This window comes from Pseudomonas sp. M47T1 (genome assembly GCF_000263855.1).
Taxonomy (GTDB): domain Bacteria; phylum Pseudomonadota; class Gammaproteobacteria; order Pseudomonadales; family Pseudomonadaceae; genus Aquipseudomonas.
Map to the genome: position 1 here is coordinate 205,478 of NZ_AJWX01000002.1, position 23,867 is coordinate 229,344.

23 protein-coding genes are annotated in these 23,867 nt (G+C 63.0%); 13 read left to right on the forward strand and 10 right to left on the reverse strand.

What is annotated here, in order from left to right:
* Positions 1-5 precede the first annotated feature (5 nt).
* The 9 genes from PMM47T1_RS02885 to pdxJ all read left to right on the forward strand — a co-directional run bounded on the left by PMM47T1_RS02885 (position 6) and on the right by pdxJ (position 9,231).
* Entirely contained in the window at positions 6-965 is a 960-nt protein-coding gene (locus PMM47T1_RS02885) for a MucB/RseB C-terminal domain-containing protein (protein ID WP_008365623.1), read from the forward strand.
* 267 nt (positions 966-1,232) lie between these two features.
* Positions 1,233-2,669, forward strand: coding sequence for a DegQ family serine endoprotease (locus PMM47T1_RS02890; protein ID WP_008365625.1), 1,437 nt, complete (start codon positions 1,233-1,235; stop codon positions 2,667-2,669).
* Positions 2,670-2,939: 270 nt separating this feature from the next.
* On the forward strand, positions 2,940-4,739 hold the full coding sequence (lepA, locus tag PMM47T1_RS02895; protein ID WP_043300642.1) for a translation elongation factor 4: 1,800 nt from the start codon (positions 2,940-2,942) through the stop codon (positions 4,737-4,739).
* A gap of 5 nt (positions 4,740-4,744) precedes the next feature.
* Positions 4,745-5,599: a signal peptidase I gene (lepB, locus tag PMM47T1_RS02900; RefSeq protein WP_008365628.1), complete on the forward strand. Its 855-nt coding sequence runs from the start codon at positions 4,745-4,747 to the stop codon at positions 5,597-5,599.
* Positions 5,600-5,669: 70 nt separating this feature from the next.
* Positions 5,670-6,047, forward strand: a complete 378-nt coding sequence (locus tag PMM47T1_RS02905; protein ID WP_008365630.1) for a DUF4845 domain-containing protein — start codon at positions 5,670-5,672, stop codon at positions 6,045-6,047.
* The gene (gene rnc, locus PMM47T1_RS02910; RefSeq protein WP_008365632.1) at positions 6,044-6,733 is read left to right on the forward strand and encodes a ribonuclease III; all 690 of its coding nucleotides are present in this window, start codon (positions 6,044-6,046) and stop codon (positions 6,731-6,733) included. The genes PMM47T1_RS02905 and rnc overlap by 4 nt, the downstream gene beginning before the upstream one ends.
* Entirely contained in the window at positions 6,726-7,628 is a 903-nt protein-coding gene (gene era, locus PMM47T1_RS02915; protein ID WP_008365634.1) for a GTPase Era, read from the forward strand. Before rnc ends, era begins: the two co-directional genes overlap by 8 nt.
* A 133-nt stretch (positions 7,629-7,761) precedes the next feature.
* Positions 7,762-8,448, forward strand: coding sequence for a DNA repair protein RecO (gene recO / locus PMM47T1_RS02920; protein WP_008365635.1), 687 nt, complete (start codon positions 7,762-7,764; stop codon positions 8,446-8,448).
* Between the two features lie 42 nt (positions 8,449-8,490).
* Positions 8,491-9,231 (forward strand): pyridoxine 5'-phosphate synthase, encoded by a 741-nt coding sequence (pdxJ, locus tag PMM47T1_RS02925; RefSeq protein WP_008365637.1) that lies wholly within the window; start codon positions 8,491-8,493, stop codon positions 9,229-9,231.
* 70 nt (positions 9,232-9,301) lie between these two features.
* Here pdxJ and PMM47T1_RS02930 read toward each other — a convergent pair whose 3' ends face one another.
* From PMM47T1_RS02930 to PMM47T1_RS02960, 7 genes are all read right to left on the reverse strand, one after another.
* Complete coding sequence (locus tag PMM47T1_RS02930; protein ID WP_008365638.1) at positions 9,302-10,483, reverse strand: M20 aminoacylase family protein; 1,182 nt, start codon at positions 10,481-10,483, stop codon at positions 9,302-9,304.
* A 31-nt stretch (positions 10,484-10,514) separates the two neighbouring features.
* The gene (locus PMM47T1_RS02935) at positions 10,515-11,816 is read right to left on the reverse strand and encodes an MFS transporter (RefSeq protein WP_008365639.1); all 1,302 of its coding nucleotides are present in this window, start codon (positions 11,814-11,816) and stop codon (positions 10,515-10,517) included.
* A 407-nt stretch (positions 11,817-12,223) separates the two neighbouring features.
* On the reverse strand, positions 12,224-13,144 hold the full coding sequence (locus PMM47T1_RS02940) for a LysR family transcriptional regulator (protein ID WP_008365640.1): 921 nt from the start codon (positions 13,142-13,144) through the stop codon (positions 12,224-12,226).
* 85 nt (positions 13,145-13,229) lie between these two features.
* Positions 13,230-14,483, reverse strand: coding sequence for a serine hydroxymethyltransferase (glyA, locus tag PMM47T1_RS02945; protein ID WP_008365643.1), 1,254 nt, complete (start codon positions 14,481-14,483; stop codon positions 13,230-13,232).
* A 397-nt stretch (positions 14,484-14,880) separates the two neighbouring features.
* The gene (gene nadE / locus PMM47T1_RS02950) at positions 14,881-15,708 is read right to left on the reverse strand and encodes an ammonia-dependent NAD(+) synthetase (protein WP_008365645.1); all 828 of its coding nucleotides are present in this window, start codon (positions 15,706-15,708) and stop codon (positions 14,881-14,883) included.
* Positions 15,709-15,730: 22 nt separating this feature from the next.
* Positions 15,731-16,924, reverse strand: a complete 1,194-nt coding sequence (gene pncB, locus PMM47T1_RS02955) for a nicotinate phosphoribosyltransferase (RefSeq protein ID WP_008365647.1) — start codon at positions 16,922-16,924, stop codon at positions 15,731-15,733.
* A gap of 2 nt (positions 16,925-16,926) precedes the next feature.
* The gene (locus tag PMM47T1_RS02960) at positions 16,927-17,565 is read right to left on the reverse strand and encodes an isochorismatase family protein (RefSeq protein WP_008365648.1); all 639 of its coding nucleotides are present in this window, start codon (positions 17,563-17,565) and stop codon (positions 16,927-16,929) included.
* A 219-nt stretch (positions 17,566-17,784) separates the two neighbouring features.
* On the opposite strand from PMM47T1_RS02960, the gene PMM47T1_RS02965 reads away from it, so the two are divergent.
* The 4 genes from PMM47T1_RS02965 (at position 17,785) to PMM47T1_RS02980 (ending at position 21,541) form a co-directional block, all read left to right on the forward strand.
* Positions 17,785-18,477 carry an NUDIX domain-containing protein gene (locus PMM47T1_RS02965; RefSeq protein WP_008365649.1) on the forward strand — a complete coding sequence of 231 codons (693 nt, stop codon included), beginning with the start codon at positions 17,785-17,787 and terminating at the stop codon, positions 18,475-18,477.
* An 87-nt stretch (positions 18,478-18,564) separates the two neighbouring features.
* Complete coding sequence (locus tag PMM47T1_RS02970) at positions 18,565-19,710, forward strand: ABC transporter substrate-binding protein (RefSeq protein WP_008365650.1); 1,146 nt, start codon at positions 18,565-18,567, stop codon at positions 19,708-19,710.
* A complete protein-coding gene (locus PMM47T1_RS02975; protein ID WP_008365651.1) occupies positions 19,707-20,765 on the forward strand; it encodes a FecCD family ABC transporter permease in 1,059 nt (352 codons plus the stop codon). Before PMM47T1_RS02970 ends, PMM47T1_RS02975 begins: the two co-directional genes overlap by 4 nt.
* Positions 20,765-21,541 (forward strand): ABC transporter ATP-binding protein, encoded by a 777-nt coding sequence (locus PMM47T1_RS02980; RefSeq protein WP_008365652.1) that lies wholly within the window; start codon positions 20,765-20,767, stop codon positions 21,539-21,541. Before PMM47T1_RS02975 ends, PMM47T1_RS02980 begins: the two co-directional genes overlap by 1 nt.
* Before the next feature lie 69 nt (positions 21,542-21,610).
* On the opposite strand, the gene cmoB is transcribed toward PMM47T1_RS02980, so the two are convergent.
* The 3 genes from cmoB to PMM47T1_RS02995 form a co-directional block, all read right to left on the reverse strand.
* The gene (gene cmoB / locus PMM47T1_RS02985) at positions 21,611-22,567 is read right to left on the reverse strand and encodes a tRNA 5-methoxyuridine(34)/uridine 5-oxyacetic acid(34) synthase CmoB (RefSeq protein ID WP_008365653.1); all 957 of its coding nucleotides are present in this window, start codon (positions 22,565-22,567) and stop codon (positions 21,611-21,613) included.
* Complete coding sequence (gene cmoA, locus PMM47T1_RS02990; RefSeq protein ID WP_008365654.1) at positions 22,564-23,307, reverse strand: carboxy-S-adenosyl-L-methionine synthase CmoA; 744 nt, start codon at positions 23,305-23,307, stop codon at positions 22,564-22,566. Before cmoA ends, cmoB begins: the two co-directional genes overlap by 4 nt.
* A 154-nt stretch (positions 23,308-23,461) precedes the next feature.
* Positions 23,462-23,854 (reverse strand): protease inhibitor I42 family protein, encoded by a 393-nt coding sequence (locus PMM47T1_RS02995; RefSeq protein ID WP_008365655.1) that lies wholly within the window; start codon positions 23,852-23,854, stop codon positions 23,462-23,464.
* Between the last annotated feature and the right edge of the window lie 13 nt (positions 23,855-23,867).

The window sequence follows — 23,867 nt, forward strand, 5'->3', positions numbered from 1 at the left end:
GTTGCATGCGCGCCATACCGCTACTACCGCTATTGCTCGGTACTTGCCTGAGCGTCCCGGCCTTTGCGGCCACCGACGCTTCACAATGGCTTAACCGCCTGGCCCAGGCCGAGCAGCAGCAGAGTTTCCAGGGCACTTTCGTCTACGAACGCAACGGCAGTTTTTCCACTCACGATATCTGGCATCGCGCCCAGAACGGCAAGGTCAGCGAGCGGCTTCTGCAGCTCGACGGCTCCGCCCAGGAAGTCGTGCGCGTGGATGGTCGTACCCAATGCGTGAGCGGAACCCTGGTTCCCGGTGTGACCGAAGCACCAAATTCCTCGGGTCGGGTGCTCGACCCGCTCAAGTTGATGTCCTGGTACGACCTGTCGGTGGCGGGGCAATCACGGGTAGCGGGGCGTGACGCCACCATCGTCACGCTGACGCCCAAAGACCAGCATCGCTACGGTTTCGAATTGCATCTGGACAGCCAGACTGGCCTGCCGCTCAAGTCGTTGTTGCTCGACGACAAGGGGCGCTTGCTGGAGCGCTTCCAGTTCACCCGGTTGGACACCACCGTACCCACCGATGCGCAGCTGGCGGCCAGTGACAACTGCAAGCCGCTGGCACCGTCCGTGGTGGCCCAAGCCCCTGCGTCGGCTGCCAGTCACTGGCGCTCGGACTGGTTGCCGCCCGGTTTCGAGCTGGCCGGCAGTTCGGTCCGCAAAGACCCGGACAGCAAGGTCACGGTCAGTAGCCTGATGTATGACGACGGCCTGGCACGGTTCTCGGTATTTCTGGAGCCGCTCAACGGCACAGTGGGCACCGATACCCGTACTCAGCTAGGGCCAACCTCGGCCGTATCGCGGCGCCTCACCACGCCCAAGGGTGATGTGATGGTGACCGTGGTCGGTGAAATTCCCATCGGCACCGCCGAACGCATCGCGTTGTCGATGCGCGCGCAAGACGCTCAGGCGAAGAATTGAGGCGCCAATGCTGAGCAGAAGCGGGCGTGCAGGGAGCACGCCAGGGCATCCGTTACAAAGGATGTCGAAATGAAACTTCTGTCAGTCAGGTTGCAAAACCCTCTGTTTTTTTCTATAGGTCAGACCCTCAAGGGTCTGGCCTTGTCTGCTGTTTCAGGATCGCCTCTGCTGACACCCGGACCCGGACATTGCCTTGCGGCAGTGCCCGGGTTTTGTGCGTCTGGCGAAGCCAATTGCTAAACCTTGCTCGTGACCAACGGGAGCCGTATGTCGATATTACGCTTGAAGAGTTACCTGACCGTGTGCGCCGCCGTGCTAATGCTCGGCCAGGCCGTCACCGCCCAGGCTGAAGCCCTGCCCGACTTCACCAACCTGGTGGAGCAGGCCTCGCCGGCCGTCGTCAACATCAGTACCACGCAAAAGCTGCCCGACCGCGCCACGGCCGGCGGCGACATGCCGGACCTGGACGACCTGCCGCCGGCCTTCCGCGATTTCTTCCGCAACATGCCGCGTTCGCCGCGCAGCCCCAAGGGCGGTGATCGCCAGCGCGAAGCCCAGTCCCTGGGGTCGGGCTTCATCATTTCCGATGATGGCTATGTGCTGACCAACAACCACGTGATCGCCGACGCCGATGAAATCATCGTGCGCCTGTCCGACCGCAGCGAGCTGAAAGCCAAGTTGGTGGGTACCGACCCGCGCACCGACGTGGCGCTGCTGAAAATCGACGGCAAGAACCTGCCTACCGTGAAATTGGGCGACTCCGACAAGCTCAAGGTGGGCGAGTGGGTGTTGGCCATCGGTTCGCCGTTCGGCTTCGATCATTCCGTCACCAAGGGTATTGTCAGCGCCAAGGGCCGTACCCTGCCCAATGACGCCTACGTACCGTTCATCCAGACCGACGTGGCCATCAATCCTGGCAACTCCGGCGGCCCGCTGTTCAACATGGCGGGCGAAGTGGTGGGCATCAACTCGCAGATATTCACCCGTTCCGGCGGCTTCATGGGCCTGTCGTTCGCCATCCCCATCGATGTGGCCATGGACGTGGCCAACCAGCTGAAGAAAGACGGCAAGGTCAGCCGTGGCTGGCTGGGCGTGGTCATCCAGGAAGTGAACAAGGACCTGGCCGAGTCGTTCGGCCTGGACAAGCCGGCCGGTGCCCTGGTGGCGCAGTTGGTTGAGGACGGCCCTGCGGCCAAGTCCGGCCTGCAAGTGGGCGACGTTATCCTGAGCATGAATGGCCAGCCAATCGTCATGTCTGCCGACCTGCCGCACCTGGTGGGTAGCCTGAAGGCCGGTGCCAAGGCCAGCCTGGAAGTGGTTCGCGAAGGCAAGCGCAAGACCATCGACGTGACCGTCGGGGCCATGCCTGCCAATGACGACGACATCGTGGCCGGTGGCAGCGACAAGGCCCAGGCCGAGAGCAACAGTAACCGCCTGGGCGTTTCCGTGGCCGACCTGACCGCCGATCAGAAAAAGTCCCTGGACCTGCAAAGCGGCGTGGTCATCAAGGACGTTCAGGACGGCCCTGCCTCCCTGATCGGCCTGCAGCCGGGTGACGTCATCACCCACCTGAACAACCAGGCCATCGGTTCGGCGAAGGAATTCACCGAAATCGCCAAGGGCTTGCCGAAAAACCGGTCGGTGTCCATGCGCGTGCTGCGCCAGGGCCGTGCGAGCTTCATCACCTTCAAGCTCAGCGAGTGATCGCACAGGCCTGAAACAGGGAAGGGCGGTCGTTGACCGCCCTTTTTTGTGGTGGATCCCTTTGAGCTGCGCAGGCTGCGAAAAGGTCTGAAGGACCTTCAGCTGTGGCATGTCGATCGCGGGCCCGCTGCGGGCCTTCGCAGCCTGGCGGGAGAACATGAACAAACACCCGGCAATAACCCCAATTTCCCCACGCCGCGGATAATCAGGTACAATTCCCGGCTATTTTTCGTTGGGCGTCCAGCCCGCAGCCTTTTTGAGTGTTGATCCGTGAGTGATTTGAGTCATATCCGCAATTTCTCCATCATCGCCCACATTGACCATGGCAAGTCGACGCTGGCCGATCGGTTCATCCAGATGTGCGGCGGCCTGGCCGATCGCGAGATGGAAGCTCAGGTGCTGGACTCCATGGACCTGGAGCGCGAGCGTGGGATCACCATCAAGGCCCACAGCGTCACGCTGCACTACAAGGCCCAGGACGGTAAAACCTACCAGCTGAACTTCATCGACACCCCCGGCCACGTCGACTTCACCTATGAAGTCAGCCGTTCGCTGGCCGCCTGCGAAGGCGCGCTGCTGGTGGTCGATGCCGGTCAAGGCGTGGAGGCCCAGTCGGTCGCCAACTGCTACACCGCCATCGAGCAGGGCCTGGAAGTCATGCCGGTGCTGAACAAGATGGACCTGCCCCAGGCCGACCCCGATCGCGTCAAGGACGAGATCGAGAAGGTCATCGGCATCGACGCCACCGACGCCGTGGCGTGCAGTGCCAAAAGCGGCATGGGCGTGATCGACGTGCTCGAACGCCTGGTCCAGACCATTCCAGCCCCTACCGGCAACATCGAAGATCCGCTGCAGGCGTTGATCATCGACTCCTGGTTCGACAACTACCTGGGCGTCGTGTCCCTGGTACGCGTTCGCCATGGCCGCGTGAAAAAGGGTGACAAGATTCTGGTCAAGTCCACCGGCAAGGTGCACCTGGTCGACAGCGTGGGTGTATTCACGCCCAAGCACACCGCCACCGCCGACCTCAAGGCCGGTGAAGTGGGCTTCATCATCGCCAGCATCAAGGACATTCACGGTGCACCCGTAGGTGACACCCTGACCTTGAGCAGCACCCCTGACGTAGACGTGCTGCCAGGCTTCAAGCGCATCCAGCCACAAGTCTACGCCGGCCTGTTCCCGGTCAGCTCCGAAGACTTCGAAGACTTCCGCGACGCACTGTCCAAGCTGACCCTCAACGACTCGTCGTTGCAGTACCTGCCGGAAAGCTCCGACGCCCTGGGCTTCGGCTTCCGCTGTGGCTTCCTGGGCATGCTGCACATGGAAATCATCCAGGAGCGCCTGGAGCGCGAATACGACCTGGACCTGATTACCACCGCGCCTAGCGTAATCTTCGAAGTGCTGCTCAAGACGGGCGAGACCATCTACGTCGACAACCCGTCGAAGCTGCCGGACGTATCCGCCGTGGAAGATTTCCGCGAGCCGATCGTCGCCGCTACTATCCTTGTGCCTCAAGAGCACCTGGGCAACGTCATTACCCTGTGCATCGAGAAGCGTGGCGTACAGCGCGACATGCAGTTCCTCGGCAGCCAGGTGCAGGTGCGCTACGACCTGCCGATGAACGAAGTGGTGCTGGACTTCTTCGATCGCCTGAAATCCACCAGCCGCGGCTATGCTTCCCTGGACTACCATTTCGATCGCTACCAGTCGGCCAACCTGGTCAAGCTGGACGTGCTGATCAACGGTGACAAGGTTGACGCCCTGGCCCTGATCGTTCACCGCGACAACGCCCACTACAAGGGCCGTGCGCTGACCGAAAAGATGAAAGAACTGATTCCTCGGCAGATGTTCGACGTTGCGATCCAGGCCGCCATTGGCGGCCAGATCGTGGCCCGTACCACTGTCAAGGCGCTCAGAAAGAACGTACTGGCCAAATGCTACGGCGGTGACGTAAGCCGTAAGCGCAAGCTGTTGGAAAAGCAGAAGGCCGGTAAGAAACGCATGAAACAGGTCGGCAACGTGGAAATTCCACAAGAAGCCTTCCTCGCCGTGCTCAGGTTGGATAGTTAGGTCCTATGTCTCTAAATTTCCCGCTGTTGCTGGTTATCGCTGTAGCCGTGTGCGGTTTGCTGGCACTGTTCGATCTGGTTTTCCTGGCCTCGCGTCGCAAGACCGCGATCGCCACCTACCAGGGCAGTGTCACCGAGCCGGACCCGGTAGTGCTTGAACAGTTGAACAAGGAGCCGACGCTGGTTGAATACGGCAAGTCGTTCTTCCCTGTGCTGTTTATCGTGCTGGTGCTGCGTTCGTTCCTGGTCGAGCCTTTCCAGATCCCATCGGGGTCCATGAAGCCGACTTTGGAGGTGGGCGATTTCATCCTGGTGAACAAGTTCTCCTATGGCATTCGCCTGCCGGTGATCGACAAGAAGGTCATCGAGATCGGTGACCCGCAGCGTGGCGACGTGATGGTGTTCCGCTACCCAAGCGACCCTAGCGTCAACTACATCAAGCGCGTGATCGGCCTGCCGGGCGACCACATCGCCTACACCAGCGACAAGCAACTATTGATCAACGGCCAGCCGGTCGCCGAAAAGCTGCTGGGCACCGAGCCTGGTACCCTGGGCACCGCTGAGCTGTATCAGGAAAAACTCGGCAACGTCGAGCACCTGATCCGCCAGGAAATGGGCCGTTATCACATGCCGCCAGACAATCAATGGACCGTGCCCGCCGGGCACTACTTCATGATGGGCGACAACCGTGACAACTCCAATGACAGCCGTTACTGGGATGATCCACGCATTCCCAAGGAATTGCTGGGCATGGTCCCGGACCGCAATATCGTCGGCAAGGCCTTCGCGGTCTGGATGAGCTGGCCGGAACCGAAGATGAGCCACTTGCCGAATTTCTCGCGAGTCGGGCTGATCAAGTAACACCAGGCGGCGCTGTCCAGTGGACAGCGCCGAATGCTTTTCAGGCGTCGGCAGGGACGAGGAGCTGGACATGAACGGAAGCGGTTCGCAGAAAGGCGTTTCGCTGCTGGGAGGGCTGGTTATCCTGGCCATACTGGGCTTTGTGGCCAGTACTGCCTTCAAGGTTCTTCCGCATTACTTCGACTACTGGACGGTGAAGAAAATCATCGAATCGGTACCGGCGGAGAAAGCCAAGCGCATCGATAGCGTGGCCGCCTTCTACGATCATGTGTCCGCCGGCATGCAGGTCAACAATATCCGTGACCTGGACCCTGGAAAGATTTTGACCGTGACACTGGACGACGATGTATTCGCCGCCCATTTGCAATACGAACAGCGTGAGCCACTGATCGGCAATGTCGACCTGGTGGTGAAATTTGACCACGAATTCAGCGTGCGTAAACCGTGAGTGTTTCCTTGAGCCGTCTCGAGCGTCAGCTCGGCTATACCTTTAAAGATCAGGAACTGATGGTCCTGGCCTTGACTCACCGCAGCTTCGCCGGGCGCAACAATGAGCGCCTGGAGTTCCTCGGTGATGCCATCCTCAATTTCGTGGCCGGTGAATCGTTGTTCGAACGGTTTCCACAGGCCCGCGAAGGCCAGCTGTCGCGCCTGCGCGCACGGTTGGTGAAGGGCGAGACACTGGCCGTGCTGGCCCGTGGTTTCGACCTGGGCGAATACCTGCGCCTGGGCAGCGGTGAATTGAAAAGCGGCGGTTTCCGCCGCGAGTCGATCCTGGCCGATGCCCTGGAAGCTCTGATTGGTGCCATCTACCTGGATGCGGGCATGGACGTGGCCCGCGAGCGCGTGTTGTCCTGGCTGACCAGCGAGTTCGACAGCCTGACGCTGGTGGACACCAACAAGGACCCCAAGACCCGACTGCAGGAATTCCTGCAGTCCCGGGCCTGCGACCTGCCGCGTTACGAAGTGGTGGATATCCAGGGCGAACCGCATTGCCGGACGTTTTTCGTCGAATGTGAAATCACCCTTTTGAACGAAAAAAGCCGGGGTCAGGGCGTGAGCCGTCGCATTGCCGAACAGGTAGCGGCCGCTGCAGCACTGATCGCCCTGGGCGTGGAGAATGGCAATGACTGATACAACCCCAACCCGCTGTGGCTATGTCGCAATCGTCGGCCGCCCGAACGTGGGCAAGTCCACGCTGCTCAACCACATCCTGGGCCAGAAGCTGGCGATCACCTCGCGCAAGCCGCAGACCACTCGCCACAACATGCTGGGCATCAAGACCGAGGGCGAGATCCAGGCGATCTACGTCGACACCCCCGGCATGCACAAGAGCAACGAGAAAGCGCTCAACCGCTACATGAACAAGACCGCCTCGGCGGCGTTGAAAGACGTGGACGTGGTGATTTTCGTGGTCGACCGCACCAAGTGGACCGACGAAGATCAACTGGTGCTGGAGCGTGTGCAGTACGTGCAGGGCCCGGTGATCCTGGCCATCAACAAGACTGACCGCATCGAGGACAAGGCCGAGTTGATGCCGCATCTGGCCTGGCTGCAGGAGCAACTGCCCAACGCCGAGATCGTGCCGGTGTCGGCCCAGCATGGCCACAACCTCGAAGCCCTGGAAGGCCTGATTGCCAAGCACCTGCCGGAAAATGATCACTTCTTCCCGGAAGACCAGATCACCGACCGCAGCAGCCGCTTCCTGGCCGCCGAACTGGTGCGCGAGAAGATCATGCGCCAGCTGGGTGCGGAGCTTCCGTACCAGATCACCGTCGAGATCGAAGAATTCAAGCAGCAGGGCAAGACCCTGCACATCCACGCCCTGATTCTGGTGGAACGCGACGGCCAGAAGAAAATCATCATTGGCGACAAGGGTGAGCGCATCAAGCGCATCGGCATGGAAGCGCGCAAGGACATGGAGCTGCTGTTCGACTCCAAGGTCATGCTCAACCTGTGGGTGAAGGTCAAGGGTGGCTGGTCCGACGACGAACGCGCCCTGCGCTCGCTGGGCTACGGCGACCTCTAGTACCGCACCGTCCTTCCCAGGCACGGTTTTTTGTGGGAGCGGGCTCTGCCCGCGAATGGGGCACCGCGGTGTTCTGTTCGCGGGCAGAGCCCGCTCCCACAATTACATTTCCGACCTGAAGAATTGAATGCCCATGTCCAACCCGCCCATCCTGCAACCCGCCTACGTGCTGCACTCGCGCCCCTACCGCGAGAACAGCGCCCTGGTCGACTTCCTCACCCCCCAGGGCCGCCTGCGCGCGGTGTTGCGCAGTGCGCGCAGCAAGGCAGGCACCCAGGCGCGGCCGTTCGTGCCGCTGGAAGCCGAGTTTCGTGGCAAGGGCGAGCTGAAGAATGTCGGGCGCATGGAAACCGTGGGCGTGGCCGCCTGGATGGTGGGCGACGCCTTGTTCAGCGGCCTGTACCTCAATGAGCTGCTGATTCGCCTATTGCCCGCCGAGGACCCTCACCCCGGCGTGTTCGACCACTACGCCGCCACGTTACAAGCGCTGGCCGAAGGTCGGCCACTGGAGCCGCTGTTGCGTTCGTTCGAATGGCGCTTGCTGGATGACCTGGGCTACGGCTTCGCCTTGGACGCCGACGTCAATGGCAACCCGGTGGAGGCCGATGGCCTGTATCGGTTGCTGGTGGATGCCGGCCTTGAGCGCGTATGGCTGATCCAGCCTGGGCTGTTCAGCGGCGCACAGCTGCTGGCCATGGCTGAAGCCGACTGGGAGGCCCCTGGTGCGCTGGCTGCTGCCAAGCGCCTGATGCGCCAGGCATTGGCCGTGCACCTGGGCGGTCGTCCGCTGGTCAGCCGGGAACTGTTTCGCAAGCCGTGAGCACCACGTATCCTTGGGGTCTCAATTCCAAGGAGCGCTCCCGTGACCACCAGCAATCGCATTCTTCTCGGCGTCAACATCGACCACGTCGCTACCCTGCGTCAGGCCCGCGGCACCCGCTACCCTGACCCGGTCAAGGCCGCGCTGGACGCCGAAGAGGCGGGCGCCGACGGCATTACCGTGCACCTGCGCGAAGACCGCCGGCATATCCAGGAACGCGACGTACTGTTGCTCAAGGACGTGCTGCAAACGCGCATGAACTTCGAAATGGGCGTTACTGAAGAAATGCTGGCCTTCGCCGAGCGCATCCGCCCGGCCCACGTGTGCCTGGTACCGGAAACCCGTCAGGAACTGACCACCGAAGGTGGCCTGGACGTGGCTGGCCAGGAAGCGCGGATTCAGGCAGCGGTAGAGCGCCTGAGCAAGATCGGTTGCGAAGTGTCGTTGTTCATCGACGCCGACGAGCGCCAGATCGCTGCTTCCAAGCGCGTTGGCGCACCGGCCATCGAACTGCACACCGGTCGCTATGCCGATGCGCAGACGCCCGCCGAGGTTGCCGAAGAACTGCAGCGCATTGCCGATGGCGTGGCCTTCGGCGTGGCCCAGGGCCTTGTCGTCAATGCCGGCCATGGCCTGCACTACCACAACGTCGAGGCCGTGGCGGCCATCAAGGGCATCAACGAACTGAACATCGGCCACGCGCTGGTGGCCCATGCCCTGTTTGTGGGCTTCAAGGCGGCGGTGTCCGAAATGAAGCAACTGATCCTGGCCGCCGCCCGCTAACCGCGGCGATACCGAGCTGCCGCCAGGCCGTAGGAGCGGCCGGAAGGCCGCGTCCGCAGGCGATGCGGCTTCACGCCTTGAGATAGCCTTCCACCAGCCCCACCCAGCACGCCGCGCCCAGCGGGATCACGGCGTCGTTGAAGTCGTAGTGATCGTTGTGCACCGAACAGCCCACGAATTCGCCTGTGCCGTTGCCCAGCACGAAATAGCAGCCGGGTTTTTCGTGGAGCATCCAGGCAAAGTCTTCGCTGCCCATGATGCGCACCGGCATCCGCTCCAGCACGTTTTCGACGCCCAGCACCTCGCGGGCCACACCCAGCATGCGCTCAGTCTCGACCGCACTGTTCACCAGCACCGGCGCCAGCAACTGATAGTCGATATCGGCCTTCACCCCGAAGCTGGCCGCCTGGCCCTCGACAATCTCACGAATGCGCTTTTCCACGCGGTCGCGTACGGCCGGGTCGGCAGTGCGTACGCTGAGCATGACGTTCGCCGTTTCGGGAATGATGTTGTACGCCGTGCCCGCCTGGACCATGCCCACGCTTATTACGGCGGCGTCATCGGTGGACAGGTTGCGTGAAATCACGGTTTGCAGGGCGGTGATGATGCTGGCCAGCGCCGGCACCGGGTCGATGGCGCGCTCCGGCATGGCGCCGTGGCCGCCGCGGCCGGTCAGGGTGATGGTCACCCGTTCCGACGAAGCCATGAAGCCGCCGGCCTGTACCACCGCCTTGCCCACGGGCACGCCGGGCATGTTGTGGTAGGCGTACACCGCATCGCAGGGGAAACGGGTGAACAGGCCGTCATCAATCATCTGCTTGGCGCCGGCCAGGCCTTCTTCGTCGGGCTGGAAAATCAGGTTCAGGGTGCCATCGAATTCGGCGTGCAGGGCCAGTTGCTCGGCTGCCGCCAGCAGGGTGGCCGTGTGGCCGTCGTGGCCGCAGGCGTGCATGCGCCCTTGGTGCTGGCTGGCCCACGGCAGGCCGTTCTTCTCCAGAATCGGCAAGGCGTCCATGTCGGCACGAATGCCCAGGCTGCGTGAGCCGGTGCCGCGTTTCAGCACGCCTACCACGCCGTGGCCACCCACCTGGGTGTGCACTTCGTAGCCCCAGGCGCCGAGCATTTCGGCTACCAGGCCAGCGGTGCGAGGGACGTCGCCGCCCAGCTCGGGAAAGGTGTGGATGTCGCGGCGGATGCTGGCGAAATGTTCGGCGCTGGCTTGCAGTTTCTGGTTGATGATCAGGTTGCTCACGGTTGCTTCCTTTTCTGGTAGTAAAGGGGACTCAGTCGCGGCCCGGATATTCCGGGAACAGACGCAGGGCGATCAGTGCCAGCACCAGGGTGGCGATCAGGTACAAGGCTGGGGTCAAGGGGTTGCCGGTCAGGCCTATCAGCCAGGTCACCAGCAGCGGCGAGAAGCCGCCGAACAGGGTCACGCCGAAGCTGTAGATCACCGACAGGCCGGTCACGCGCTGCTCACGGGGGAAGGCCTCCATCAGCATGGCGAAACTGGCGCCCACGCCGACGGCCATGGGCATGATCAGCAGGGTGATGGCCAGCATGCACAGCCAAGTGCTTTGCAGGCCCAGCAGCAGGAACGAGGGGTAGGCGAACACCAGCGACAGCCCAACCACCCAGTACAGCAGCGGCTTGCGTCGGGCAAAACGGTCGGCGTAGCGCGCAGCGAGCGGCGGAGTCACCGCCAGCAGGGCGCTGGCAAGGCCCACCAGGGCAAACGAGAAGCTGCCGGGGTAGTGCAGGGTGCGCACCAAGTAGGTCGGCATATAGAACACCACCATGTACATGCTCACGGTGGAGGCGGACATCCACATGATGCCCAGCAGCAGGGTGCCCTTGTGCTCGCGCAGCAGTTGCGCCAGCGAGGGCGTGTTGGCGGTTTCGGTGTGGGTTTCGTCCAGGTGCTGGCGAATGAACCAGCCCACCGGGCCAATCAGCAGGCCGATCACGAATGGCACGCGCCAGCCCCAGTTTTCCAGGGCTTCGGGGCTCAGGTTGCTGCTCAGCAGCAGGCCGGTCAGTGCGCCCAGCAAGGCCGCGGCACCTTGGCTGGCGCCCTGCCAACTGACCATGAAGCAGCGGTTGCTGGCGTTGCCCGATTCCATCAGGAACGCCGAGGCGCTGCCCACCTCGCCGCCGGCTGACAGGCCCTGCAGCAAGCGGCCGAACACCAGCAGCAGGGTGGCGGCAATGCCGATGCTCGAATAGGTAGGGGTAAGGGCGATGATGCCGGTGCCCAGGGTCATCAGGGCGATGGTCAGCGACAGCGCCGCCTTGCGGCCGCGACGGTCGGCCACGCGGCCGATCAGCACCGCACCTAGTGGGCGCATGAGGAAGCCGATGGCGAACGTGGCCAAGGACATCAGCAACGAGGCCATGGCCGAGTCGGCTGGGAAGAACAGCTTGCCGATGATCACCGCAAAGAAGCTGTACACGGTGAAATCGTAGATCTCCAGGCCGTTGCCCAGCGACGAGGCGATGACCACGCGGCGCATCTTGCGCGCTTGCTGCGAGATCATGGCTGGGCTGGGCTGATGAGGCAGTTCACTGGCGGGGGTGGTTTTCATGGCGCTGTTCCTGAACCCGGGGTCGTGGTGATCCGCAGTGTTGAACAGCGCTGCTCAAACTGCACATCGCTTTTATGCAAGCCCCCAACCGTTGGTGCGGATGATCAGCGGCGGCGGGATAGGCAGACGTTGCATGTGGGCATTTTCGACTCGCGATGCGCGAAACTGGTGCCGAGGAGGTGGGCAGATGGGTAACGCGAGAGAACAGGTAGAGTGGTGACTGCTCACTTCAAACCACGAAAGGCCCGTAAAGGCTGCGGTATGACATTCATCCAGCGCAGGAGTAAAGGCCTTGCGCAATGGTGTAGGAGCGGGCCGTGTCCGCGAAGGTCCCGCCGCGTCGTACCTGACGTATGGCGGTGTGTGCTTCGCGGACACGGTCCGCTCCTACAGGGGGGGGCCAAGCCTCAGATAGCAGCAGGCTTGCCCGCCAATGCTTCATGCAGATGAGCGAACAGGTGGCCGGCGGTCTTGGTCAGGTAGCTGCGGTTCACACACACCAGGTTCACCGAGTACTCGGGCACCGGTTCCTGAATGTCGATCTTCAGCAGGTGCTTGGACATATCGCTCATGCCCACCAGGTCGTGCCCCAGGGCGGGCTGGCTCATGATCATCACCGCGTCGCTGTCGATCAGTATCTTGATCGCCAGGTTCATGGCCGTGCATTCGAACACCTTGCGCGGGCGGCCCAGGGCGCTGCCTTCGAACAATTGGTTGAATTGCGACTGGCTGTCGGTGAGCGGGTCCACGCTGATCCAGTGGGCCTGTTGCAGCAACCGCAACGAACGCACATTGCGCAGCGGGTGGTCCTTGCGCACCACCACCACGCCAGGGATGCGGCACAGCGGTTGCCAGTCCAGGCCCACGGCATTGGCCGGCACCTGGGAGGTCAGGGCAAAGTCCAGCAGGCCGTCGCGCAAGTGCTGCAACAACTGCGTAGGGCGCATCTCCAGCACTTTCAGGGTGGCCTGGGGGTAGCTTTGCTGGAAGTGCAGCAGGGCTTGCTTGAGGGACTGCAGCAACGCGGTAACGGGCGTCACGCCAATGGTGATCTCGCTGACCACCAAGCCTTTCATGTCCTCGATTTCCTGACGCGCGCGGCGTACGCTTTCCAGCGCTTGGCGGGCATGGCCGAGCATGCGCTGGCCGTATTCGGTGAGGGTCATGCCTTTGTTGGAACGCACCAGCAAGGTGATGCCCAGCTCGTTTTCGAGTTCCTTGATGGCCCGGCTCAGTGCTGACTGAGTCAGGTGCAGCACCTGCGATGCGTCTTGCAGGCTGCCGGTTTCGTGGATGGAGACTAAAGCGCGCAGTTGATGCAGTTTCATTGTTATTCCCGACATTGGCCGCTGGCCAGTTAGGTTGCCCTTCTGGACACTTGCGTGAAGTGTGCCAGAGGGCAACCTCAAGCGCCTAGCGGGTGTACACAGGGAAGTCGCGGCTCAGTGTCGCAACCTGCGAGGCAACCTCGGCTTCCACGTCGGCGTCGCCCAGGTGGTCCAGTACGTCGCAGATCCAGCCTGCCAGGCGCGAGCACTCCGACGTGCCGAAACCGCGGGTGGTGACGGCGGGTGTGCCGATGCGCAGGCCCGAGGTCACAAAAGGCGACTGCGGATCGTTCGGTACGGCGTTCTTGTTCACGGTGATGTGTACGCGCCCCAAGGCCGCGTCGGCGTCCTTGCCGGTAATGCCGCGGCGAATCAGGCTGACCAGGAACAGGTGGTTATCGGTGCCGCCCGACACCACATCGTAACCGCGCTCCACGAACACCTCGGCCATGGCCCGGGCGTTGTCAATGACCTGCTGCTGGTATGCCTTGAATTCAGGTGCCAGGGCTTCCTTGAAGCACACGGCCTTGCCGGCGATCACGTGCATCAGCGGGCCGCCCTGGCCACCCGGGAATACGGCCGAGTCCAGTTTCTTCTCCAGTGCCGGGTTGCTGCGCGCCAGGATCAGGCCGCCACGGGGGCCGCGCAGGGTCTTGTGGGTGGTGGTCGTGACCACGTCGGCGAAGGGCAGAGGGTTGGGGTACAGGCCGGCGGCCACCAGCCCCGCCACGTGGGCCATGTCCACGAACAGGTAGGCGCCCACCTTGTCGGCGATGGCGCGGAAGCGGGCGAAATCCAGGGTGCGCGAATAGGCCGAGAAACCGGCGATGAGCATCTTTGGCTGGTGCTCAACGGCCAGGCGTTCCACTTCGTCGTAATCGATCAGGCCGTGGTCATTAATGCCGTACTGCACGGCGTTGTACAGCCGCCCGGAAAAACTCACTTTGGCACCGTGGGTCAGGTGGCCGCCATGGGCCAGGCTCATGCCCAGCACCGTGTCGCCTGGTTGCAGCAGAGCCAGGAACACTGCGGCATTGGCCTGTGAGCCGGAGTGCGGTTGCACGTTGGCGTACTCGGCACCGAACAATGCCTTGGCGCGGTCGATGGCCAGTTGCTCCACCACGTCCACGTGTTCGCAACCGCCGTAATAGCGCTTGCCTGGGTAGCCTTCGGCGTATTTGTTGGTCAACACCGAGCCCTGAGCCTGCATCACGGCCGGGCTGGTGTAGTTCTCGGAAGCGATCAGCTCGATGTGCTGTTCCTGGCGGCGGCCTTCAAGGCCGATGGCGTCATTGAGCAGAGGGTCGAAGTCGGCGAGGGTGAGGCTTTTGGAGAACATGGGGCAATCCTTGTGTTCGGTGGTTTAGGACTGAACAGAGCAAGGGGGGTGCCAAGATCAAAAGCCAGTAAATTCAGGGGGTTGCTGGAGTTTGGGTACGGGGTTCTGGAACGAATTCGATACGTTACGTGTATGATCTGAGCTGGTTTTATCAGCGTAACTGGATGCTTGGTCAATTTTGTATCGATATCAATACGCTGGATCGATTTCGTTGCGGGCCGCCCCCGCAGCGTGTACGCATCCAGATGAAGAACAGTCAGGCGGCGCGTTCGCTCCAGCGGATCACCCGGCGTGCCAGCCATGCCCCGCTGACGATCACGCCTCGGCATCGCCAGCACCAAGTGTCGATTGATGCGCGCCAGGCACCGGTTCCCGGCCTGGCGGCACATCGGACCGGTCACGGCGCGAACGGCAGCTCGCGTTTGTGCTGGCTGTTGTCGTAGGTGCGCACGATGATCGCGTAGGCGTCCTCGCTCACCGGCTGGCCGTGCAGGAAAGCATCGATCTGCGCGTAGGTGACCCCATGGGACTCCTCGTCCGGCTTACCGGGGCGCAGCTCTTCGAGGTCGGCAGTGGGCACTTTTTCCACCAGGTTTTCCGGCGCGCCCAGGTGGCGGGCAATGGCCCGAACCTGGTTTTTCACCAGGCCGCTGAGCGGCGCCAGGTCGCAGGCGCCGTCGCCGAACTTGGTGAAGAAGCCCATCACCGCCTCGGCGGCGTGGTCGGTGCCAATCACCAGGCCGTTGTTGGCGTTGGCGATGGTGTACTGGGCCACCATGCGGATACGTGCCTTGGCGTTGCCGATCACGAAGTCGCGGCGGGCATCGGTGAGGCCGTGCAGGTGGGCCACCTGTTCGCTCAGGCCCAGCACGGCACCGGCGATGTTCACGGTGTCTTCGATGTCGGCGCGGATGAAGGCCATCGACGCGGCGGCATCGTGCTCGTCGTGCTGCACGTTGTACGGCAGGCGCACGGCGATGAATGTATAGCCGCTGTCGCCGGTCTCGGCGCGCAGCTCCTGCACCGACAGCTGCGCCAGGCGGCCGGCGGTCAGCGAGTCGACGCCGCCGCTGATACCCAGCACCAGCACCTTGACGTGGGCGTTGCGCAGGCATTGCTTGATGAAGGCCTTGCGGCGCTCCACCTCAGCCACCAGGGCGGCGGTGTCGGCGAAGGGCGGGACCACGTTGAGGGCCGCGGCGATCTCGATTTGACGGTTGCTCATGTCGAACTCCTGAGGTTGCAATTCAGACGCGAAATACATGTTTGAGGTAGGTCACGAAGTTCTCGTCCAGGCACTGGGTCTTGCCCGGCGTGTCGGAAATCTTCGCCACCGGATGGCCGTTGCAGGCGGTCATCTTGATCACGATGTTCATGGGCTCCACCCCTGGAATGTCGCACGTCAGGTTGGTGCCGATGCCAAAGCTTACATTGATCCGCCCGTGCAGCGCTCTATACAGTTCCAGCGCCTTGGGCATATTCAGGCCGTCGGAGAAGATCAGGGTCTTGCTGAGCGGGTCGATGCCCAGGCTTTCATAGTGCCGTATGGCCTTTTCCGCCCACTGCAGCGGGTCACCCGAGTCGTGGCGCAGGCCGTCGAAGAGCTTGGCGAAGTACAGGTCGAAGTCGTTGAGAAAGGCGTTCATGGTGATGCAGTCGGTCAGGGCAATGCCCAGCAGGCCGCGGTATTCGCGCACCCAGCAGTCCAGGGCGGCGATCTGGCTGTCGATCAGCCGCGGGCCCAGTTGCTGGTGGGCCATGAACCATTCGTGGGCCATGGTGCCAATGGGTTTCACGTCCAGCTCGCGGGCCAGGTGCACGTTACTGGTGCCCACGAAACGCCCGGGGAAGTCGCGCTTGAGGATATGCACTACCTCTTCCTGAACCCGGTAGGAAAAGCGCCGGCGGGTGCCGAAGTCGGCCAGCTGGAAGCCGCTGAGCTCGGCCGCGCTGGCCTCACCCTTGAGCCAGTCCAGCTTGTTGTACAGGTGCTCGGAGGCCTGCTCTATTACCACGTCCCGGTAGCGATAACGGTTGCGCACCTCACTGATGATGGCCAGCAGCGGGATTTCGTACAGGATCACGTGCAGCCAGGGCCCGCGCAGGCGTATGCACAGCTGGCCGCTTTCAATGCTGGTGTGCACATAGCGCAGGTTGAAGCGGAACAGGCTCAGGAAGCGGATGAAGTCTGGCTTCATGAACGGGATGCGCTCCAGGAAGGCCAGTTGGTCGTGGGTGATGGACATGTCGGCCAGCCGCTCGATCTGGTAGCGGATCTCGGCCAGGTACGGGGTCAGGTCCTCGGCGTTGCGGCAGCGAAACTCCCATTCCACCTCGGCGTTGGGGTAGTTGTGCAGCACGGCCTGCATCATGGTCAATTTGTAGAAATCGGTGTCCAGCAGGTTCTGCACGATACGGTCGGCGAAAACGCTCTCGGCCATGGTCAGGCTTCCTTGTTCATGGCAGCGGCCAGGTCGGCGGCGCTGGCGTAGAGTTCGATGCCCTCGGCCTGCATCTGCTGGCAGGCCGCCTGGGCCGTGGTGTCAGCGATGGCGCGGCAGGCGGGCAGGTAAACGCCGACCCTGAAACCGGCACGATGCAGTTGCAGGGCCGTGGTCTTGACGCAGTAGTCCAGGGCCAGGCCGCCCACCAGCACGTAATCCACGGCTTGCTGGCGCAGGAACTCGATGGCGCCGGTGCTGCGGGTGTCGGCCAGGTCGTGGTAGCAGGCGCCGTAGGGGTGCAGGTCCGGCTCGATGCCCTTCCATACGAAGAAGTCGTAGTCCAGTGGCTTGGGCAACTCGTCCAGCAGTTCAAAACCGGGCGTGCCGGGCACGCAGTGGCTGACCCAGGTGATGTCGGCGTTGGGCAGGCCCAGCGGTTGCAGCATCTTGTCCGGGCTGTCCACCACCCACGCGGCGCTGGGTGAATGGGCGTCCTTGCTGCCCAGGCGCAGGCTGGCAAACGAGGCCAGGTGGTTGAGTGCCGCGCCGATCAGATGGCCTTCGGGCACCGGCAGCTCGGCCGGACAGAGGGGCGTGAAGCCCTTTTGGGCATCGATGTCGAAACTGGCGATCTTCATGGGGGCAACTCCTTGCAGCGCTGTGCGTGACTACATATTCCACCTGATGTAATATGTGGTCAAGCAAAATTATTTCGGGTTGATCGACAGTGTTTTATGTGGGAGCGCGCTCTGCCCGCGAATCAGGCGCCGCGTATCTTCAGCGCCAACCAGCTGTCATCTTCGCGGGCAGAGCCCGCTCCCACAAATACCTCTCAGCCGTGCACTGAAGGGATGGATATGAACAACGCCCAGATACTCGCCAGCGTCGACATCGTCGCCCTGCGCCTCACCGCCCCGCAGCGCCTGGAACTGCTGCTGATCCGCCGTGCCCGCGAGCCGTTCATAGAGCAATGGGCGCTGCCCGGCGTGCTGGTCAACGGCCGTTGCGCCGACGCCAGCCTGGATGCCGCCGCCGCTCGCGCCCTGGACGAAAAGGCGCGGGTGGCGCCCCCGCACCTGGAGCAGGTGGCCACGGTGGGTAGCGCTTCGCGGGACCCGCGTGGCTGGTCCATGAGCACTATCTACCTGGCGCTGCTGTGTCCCACCACCGGGCTTGAGGGCGACGACTTGCGCTTTATCGACCTGGACGAGGTGCTGGAAGGCAGGCAACCGCTGCCTTTCGACCATGCCGCGCTGGTGGCCCAGGCCTATGCCCGGCTGACCGCCAAGGCGGTGTACACGGCGTTGCCCCTGCACCTGCTGCAACCACGCTTTACCGTGACCGAGGCCCTGGCCGCCTTTGAGGCCTGCCTGGGCCAGGCGGTGCAACACACCACCTTGCGCGGCAGGCTGGAGCGCATGAAGGAAAAGGGCTGGATCGTCGACACCGGCGAGAAGAACCGGCCGCCCATGGGCCGCCCGCAGACCTTGCTGGAACACCGCCCAGAGCCGGGCAGGGTGTTCGTTTTCGACCGCAGCGTGCTGGTGTAATCACCACCTGTCACATGTTTCACGTTGTTGGGAATCATTAGCAGTTAAAATCGCCAGCGATTTTCATTGCCCACACCGAGGTCCCCGATGCGTTGCCGTGCAAACCGCTCCCTCCGTGCCACCGGCTGGCTCACCGCCGTGGCGTTCAGCCTTTTCAGCCCGCTGCTGTTGGCCCAGACCGTCACCGATATCGCCGGGCGTACCGTGCAGGTGCCAGACAACCCTCAGCACGTGCTGCTGGGCGAGGGGCGGATGATCTACGCCATGGCGCTGCTGGAGGGCAAGCAGCCGTTCAAGCGAGTGGCGGGCTGGCAGGGCGAGCTGAGTTCGGCGGACAAGCCCGGCTATGATGCCTTCAAGGCCATCTACCCGGGCATTGCCAAGGTACCCACCATTGGCACTACCTCCGAGGCCAGCGTCAGCGCCGAGAAGGTCCTGGCCCTGAACCCCGATGTGGCCATCTTCGGCATTGCCGGTCACGGCCCGGGCCTGGACAACCCCATCGTCAAGCAACTGCAGGACGCCGGCATTGCGGTAGTGTTCATCGATTTCCGCCAGCACCCCCTGCAGAACACCGTGCCCAGCATGCGCCTGCTGGGCAAGGTGCTGCACCGCGAGCCTCAGGCCCAGGCCTATGTGGACTTCTACCAGCAACACCTCAAGCGGGTGCAGGACGTGGTTAGCAAGGTCCCTCAAGACCAGCGCCCCACGGTGTTCATCGAGATGCTCGCCGGCGTCGGCAAGGGTGGCATTGCCTGCTGCCACACCGCAGGCAATGGCAACATGGGCGACTTCATCGAGGCTGCCGGTGGCAACAACATCGCCGCCGGCCTGCTGCCCGGCATTATCGGTGACATCAACCTGGAAAAGCTGATCGCCGCCGATCCGCGCTTCTACCTGGTTGACGGAACGCGCGACAACACCTCGACCAACGCCGGTTACAAGGCCGGTATTGGCGTGAGCGAGGCCAATGCCCGCGCGAGCATGCAGACGTTGGTGGCCCGCGAGGGCATCAGCAGCCTGACCGCCGTGAAGGAAGGCCGCGTGCATGGCGTGTGGCACAACTTCTACAACTCGCCGCTGAACATTCTGGCGGTGGAAGCCATGGCCAAGTGGTTCTACCCGCAGCAGTTCAAGGACCTGGACCCCCACCAGACCCAGGCCGAGCTGCAGAAGATGCTGCCTGAAGACATCAGCGGCGCGTTCTGGGCTGACCTCAAGGCCGCCCCATGAACATGGCGGTCATGCACGAGCAGGCGATCTTGGACGACTATCGCCGAGTGCTGCGCCGCCGCCTGTTGCTGCTGGCGTTGTTCGCGGTGGCCATCGTTGCGTCGCTGGTGCTGGACTTTACCCTGGGCCCTTCGGGCCTGACCCTGCATGACCTGTGGCAGACCCTGCTGCACAAGGCCTCGGTCAGCCCCGGCCAGCAAGTCATCGTCTGGAGCATTCGCCTGCCCCAGTCCCTGATGGCCGTGTTGGTGGGCGCAGCCCTGGGCCTGGCCGGCGCCGAGATGCAGACCATCCTCAACAACCCGCTGGCCAGCCCGTTCACCTTGGGCGTGTCCCATGCGGCGGCGTTCGGCGCGGCGTTGGCCATTGTGCTCAACCTGGGCATTCCCGGCGTGCCGGACGAATGGCTGGTGGCAATCAATGCGTTTGTGTTTGCCCTGGTTGCCACGATGCTGCTCGACCTGCTGGCGCGCTGGCGCAAGGCCGATACCAGCGTGGTGGTGCTGTTCGGCATTGCCCTGGGCTTCACCTTTGGTGCGCTGGTGTCGCTGATCCAGTTCGTGGCCACCGAGGACTCCCTGCAAGCACTGGTGTTCTGGACCCTAGGCAGCCTGGCCCGCGCCAGCTGGATGAAGGTGGGGTTGTTGGCGCTGGCGTTGGTGGTGGCTTTGCCGCTGGCCTTGCGCCGTGCCTGGCAGCTCACGGCGCTGCGCCTGGGCGAGGATCGCGCGGCCAGCTTTGGTATCGACGTGAAGCGCCTGCGTTTGGGCACTTTGCTGCGGGTCAGCGTGCTGTCTGCGCTGGCTGTGGCCTTCGTGGGCACCATCGGCTTCATTGGCTTGGTGGGCCCGCACATTGCCCGCCTGCTGTTCGGTGAGGACCACCGCTTTTACCTGCCTGGCAGTGCCCTGGCGGGTGCGTTGATCCTGTCGCTGGCGTCGGTGGCGTCGAAGAACATCATTCCCGGGGTGCTGATTCCGGTGGGTATCGTCACCTCGCTGGTGGGTATTCCGTTCTTCCTGTCGATTGTGCTGCGCCGCAATGGAGGCCAATGATGAGCGCTCATGAACTTGAAATCCGCCAGTTGGACGTCAGTTATGGCAAGCGGCGGATCATCGAGCAGTTGTCGCTGGCAGGCATTGGCCACGGTCAGGTCACGGCGCTGCTGGGGCCCAACGGCAGTGGCAAGTCGACCTTGCTCAAGGCCATCGCCGGCCTGACCGTGGCCAACGGCCAGGTGTTGCTGGACGGCAGCGACCTGCTGGCGGCCAGTTACGCCAGCCGCGCCGAGCGCGTGGTGTACCTGCCGCAAAGCCTGCCGGCCAGTGTGCACCTGCGGGTGTTCGAGTCGTTGCTGGTGGCCCGTCGTGCCAGCGGCAACACCCCGCGCCAGCAGGACATCGATGAGGCGAGGGCATTGCTGGAGCGGTTGGGTATTGCCAACCTGGCCATGAGCTTTCTGGACCAGCTGTCGGGCGGCCAGAAACAACTGGTGGGCCTGGCCCAGGCGTTGATTCGCAAGCCGGTGCTGTTGCTGCTGGATGAGCCATTGAGCGCGCTGGACCTGAACCACCAGTTCCATGTGATGGAAGTGATTGGCCAGGAAACCCGCGAGCGCAACATGGTGACGTTGATCGTGTTGCACGACATCAATATCAGCCTGCGTCAGACCGATCGGGTATTGATGCTCAAGGACGGGCGGTTGATGGCCCATGGGGCGCCGGCGCAGGTGATCGACGGGGACAGCCTGGCGGCGGTGTATGGCGTGCGCGGGCGGGTGGAGCGCTGCAGTCAGGGCAATGCCCAAGTGATGATCGACGGGTTGGTATAAAGCCTTCTACGCGGCTATTGCGTTGCTTGTGTGGTAGCGGGCTCTGCCCGCTCCCACACATCAGGCCGTTTACTTGCGGGCCTTGATCACGGCGCGCATCGGCGCTGGCAGGCCTTCGAGGGTGCGGCTGTGGTCGTTGGGGTCGAGGAAATCGCCCAGCGACTGGTATTTCATCCACTCGGTGCTGCGCTGTTCCTGCACGGTGGTGATGCTCACGTCCACGCATTCGATGTCGCTGAACCCTGCGCGGCGCAGCCACAGCTCCAGGGCAGGCACCGACGGCAGGAACCATACATTGCGCATTTGTGCGTAGCGGTCCTCGGGCACCAGCACCTGGTGTTTGTCGCCAGGCACCACCAGGGTTTCCAGCACCAGTTCGCCACCTTTGACCAGGCAGTCCTTGAGCGCCAGCAGGTGCTCGATGGGCGAGCGGCGATGGTAGAACACACCCATGGAAAACACTGTGTCGAAGCCTTCCAGGTTCGCCGGCAGGTCTTCCAGGGCGAAGGGCAGGTGCCAGGCGGGCAGGTCCGGCAGAAAACGTTGCACGGCCTGGAACTGGCAGAAGAACAGCCAGTTGGGGTCTACGCCAATGACGCTGTCGGCGCCGGCGCCGAGCATGCGCCATTGGTAGTAACCGTTGCCGCAACCCACGTCCAGCACGCGCTTGCCTTTGAGGTCCAGGTGCGGGGCCACCCGCGACCATTTCCAGTCCGAGCGCCATTCGGTGTCCACGTGCACGCCGAACAGGTTGAACGGCCCCTTGCGCCAGGGCGACAGGCCCATCAGGGCATCGTGCATCTGCTGGCGGGTGGCGTCGTCGCAGGCGCAGTCCAGGGTGAGACTGTCGGTTAGCTCGATTTCGCTGGGTTGCACCGGCGGCAGGGCATTGAGCGCAGCTTGCCAGCGCTCCAGGTCACCGTGGCCTTTTTCCATCTTGGCGTCGAGCTGGGCTTGCAGGCCCTGGCTCCAGGGGGCCAGGGGCGTACCCGCCATGCGGCGGACCAGGGGGGCTAGATCAATCATGGCAGGGCAATCAACGAGGCAAAGTTAAGGCATTGGAACCAGGGCACGACCTTGGAGAAACCGGCGGCCAGCAGGCGTTCGCGGTTCTCTGCAAGGCTGTCGGGCTTCATCACGTTTTCGATGGCGCTGCGTTTCTGGGCAATTTCCAGTTCGCTGTAGCCATTGGCGCGCTTGAAGGCGATGTGCAGGTCGGTGAGCAGTTCGTGTTCCTGTTCATCGGCGAAGCGCAGCTTCTCCGACAGGATCAGCGCGCCGCCCGGCACCAGGGCCTGGCGAATGCGTTGCAGCAGGCCCAGGCGCTGGTCGGGGGCGATGAACTGCAGGGTGAAGTTCATGGCAATGACCGAGGCAGGCTGGAATGCCAGGCTGAGAATATCGCCGTCGATGACGTCAACCGGCAACAGCTCCTGGAACATCGAGTCCTGGGCGTTGAGGTATTCACGGCACCGCTCGACCATGGCGCTGGAGTTGTCCACCGCGATCACCCGGCAGTCGTCCGTGCGCACATGGCGGCGCAGCGACTGGGTGACTGCGCCCAGCGAACTGCCCAGGTCATACAGGGCGGTGTGCGGCTGGGCGAACTGTGCGGCCAGCACGCCGAGGTTCTCGACGATGGTCGGGTAGCCGGGCACCGAACGCTTGATCATGTCCGGGAACACCCGCACCACGTCTTCGTTGAAGACAAAGTCGGGCACTTGGGCCAGGGGCTGGGCGAAAATGCGGTCGGGTTCTTTGCTCACGGCGGTTCCGGCGGGTCGGTAAAAACGAGGGGCGGCATTTTAGCTGGATTGGCGGGTTATTGCAGGTGAGATGGACAAGCTGTGGGAGCAGGCCTGCCAGCGAACTGTTCGGGCCCCTGAAAAACCCGCTGGCAAGCCAGTTCCCACAGCGCCGCTATTTCACTGTAATGGAACAATCGAAGACCTGCACCGGCTTCACCTCAGGCGCCCACGGCTGTTGCAACACCAGCAGCAATTGCCCATCGCCTGCGGCCTTGGCCTGGAAGCGCCACACCGATTGCCCGGCCGCGCCTACCAGGCCTGCGTCTTCAGGGTTGCTGTAGACCTCCGGGCTCAACACGCGCAGCACGCTGGGCGCAGGGTTCTGTACCAACCAGCGGTAGCCTGTGGTGGGGTTGCTGGGCAGGGTGAGGGTAAGGGTCTGGCCGTTGACCAGTTTCAGCGGGCATTCGCTTTGCTTGGCAAGGTCCACGTTGTGCGCGGGCTGTTGGGCGCAGGCGGCCAGCAGGGCAAGGCTGGCAGGCAGAAGAAGGCGGGCAGCGGTCATGGGCGGCTCCATG

Excerpts from the sequence above, each read along its gene's own strand:
- recO (WP_008365635.1), top strand. The coding sequence starts at position 7,762 with ATGTCCAACCCGCCCATCCTGCAACCCGCCTACGTGCTGCACTCGCGC.
- nadE (WP_008365645.1), bottom strand. The coding sequence starts at position 15,708 with ATGAGCAACCGTCAAATCGAGATCGCCGCGGCCCTCAACGTGGTCCCG.
- PMM47T1_RS02940 (WP_008365640.1), bottom strand. The coding sequence starts at position 13,144 with ATGAAACTGCATCAACTGCGCGCTTTAGTCTCCATCCACGAAACCGGC.
- cmoB (WP_008365653.1), bottom strand. The coding sequence starts at position 22,567 with ATGATTGATCTAGCCCCCCTGGTCCGCCGCATGGCGGGTACGCCCCTG.
- pncB (WP_008365647.1), bottom strand. The coding sequence starts at position 16,924 with ATGGCCGAGAGCGTTTTCGCCGACCGTATCGTGCAGAACCTGCTGGAC.
- PMM47T1_RS02905 (WP_008365630.1), top strand. The coding sequence starts at position 5,670 with ATGAACGGAAGCGGTTCGCAGAAAGGCGTTTCGCTGCTGGGAGGGCTG.
- glyA (WP_008365643.1), bottom strand. The coding sequence starts at position 14,483 with ATGTTCTCCAAAAGCCTCACCCTCGCCGACTTCGACCCTCTGCTCAAT.
- lepB (WP_008365628.1), top strand. The coding sequence starts at position 4,745 with ATGTCTCTAAATTTCCCGCTGTTGCTGGTTATCGCTGTAGCCGTGTGC.
- PMM47T1_RS02890 (WP_008365625.1), top strand. The coding sequence starts at position 1,233 with ATGTCGATATTACGCTTGAAGAGTTACCTGACCGTGTGCGCCGCCGTG.
- era (WP_008365634.1), top strand. The coding sequence starts at position 6,726 with ATGACTGATACAACCCCAACCCGCTGTGGCTATGTCGCAATCGTCGGC.
- PMM47T1_RS02965 (WP_008365649.1), top strand. The coding sequence starts at position 17,785 with ATGAACAACGCCCAGATACTCGCCAGCGTCGACATCGTCGCCCTGCGC.
- PMM47T1_RS02885 (WP_008365623.1), top strand. The coding sequence starts at position 6 with ATGCGCGCCATACCGCTACTACCGCTATTGCTCGGTACTTGCCTGAGC.
- PMM47T1_RS02960 (WP_008365648.1), bottom strand. The coding sequence starts at position 17,565 with ATGAAGATCGCCAGTTTCGACATCGATGCCCAAAAGGGCTTCACGCCC.
- PMM47T1_RS02995 (WP_008365655.1), bottom strand. The coding sequence starts at position 23,854 with ATGACCGCTGCCCGCCTTCTTCTGCCTGCCAGCCTTGCCCTGCTGGCC.
- PMM47T1_RS02970 (WP_008365650.1), top strand. The coding sequence starts at position 18,565 with ATGCGTTGCCGTGCAAACCGCTCCCTCCGTGCCACCGGCTGGCTCACC.
- PMM47T1_RS02935 (WP_008365639.1), bottom strand. The coding sequence starts at position 11,816 with ATGAAAACCACCCCCGCCAGTGAACTGCCTCATCAGCCCAGCCCAGCC.
- PMM47T1_RS02975 (WP_008365651.1), top strand. The coding sequence starts at position 19,707 with ATGAACATGGCGGTCATGCACGAGCAGGCGATCTTGGACGACTATCGC.
- PMM47T1_RS02980 (WP_008365652.1), top strand. The coding sequence starts at position 20,765 with ATGAGCGCTCATGAACTTGAAATCCGCCAGTTGGACGTCAGTTATGGC.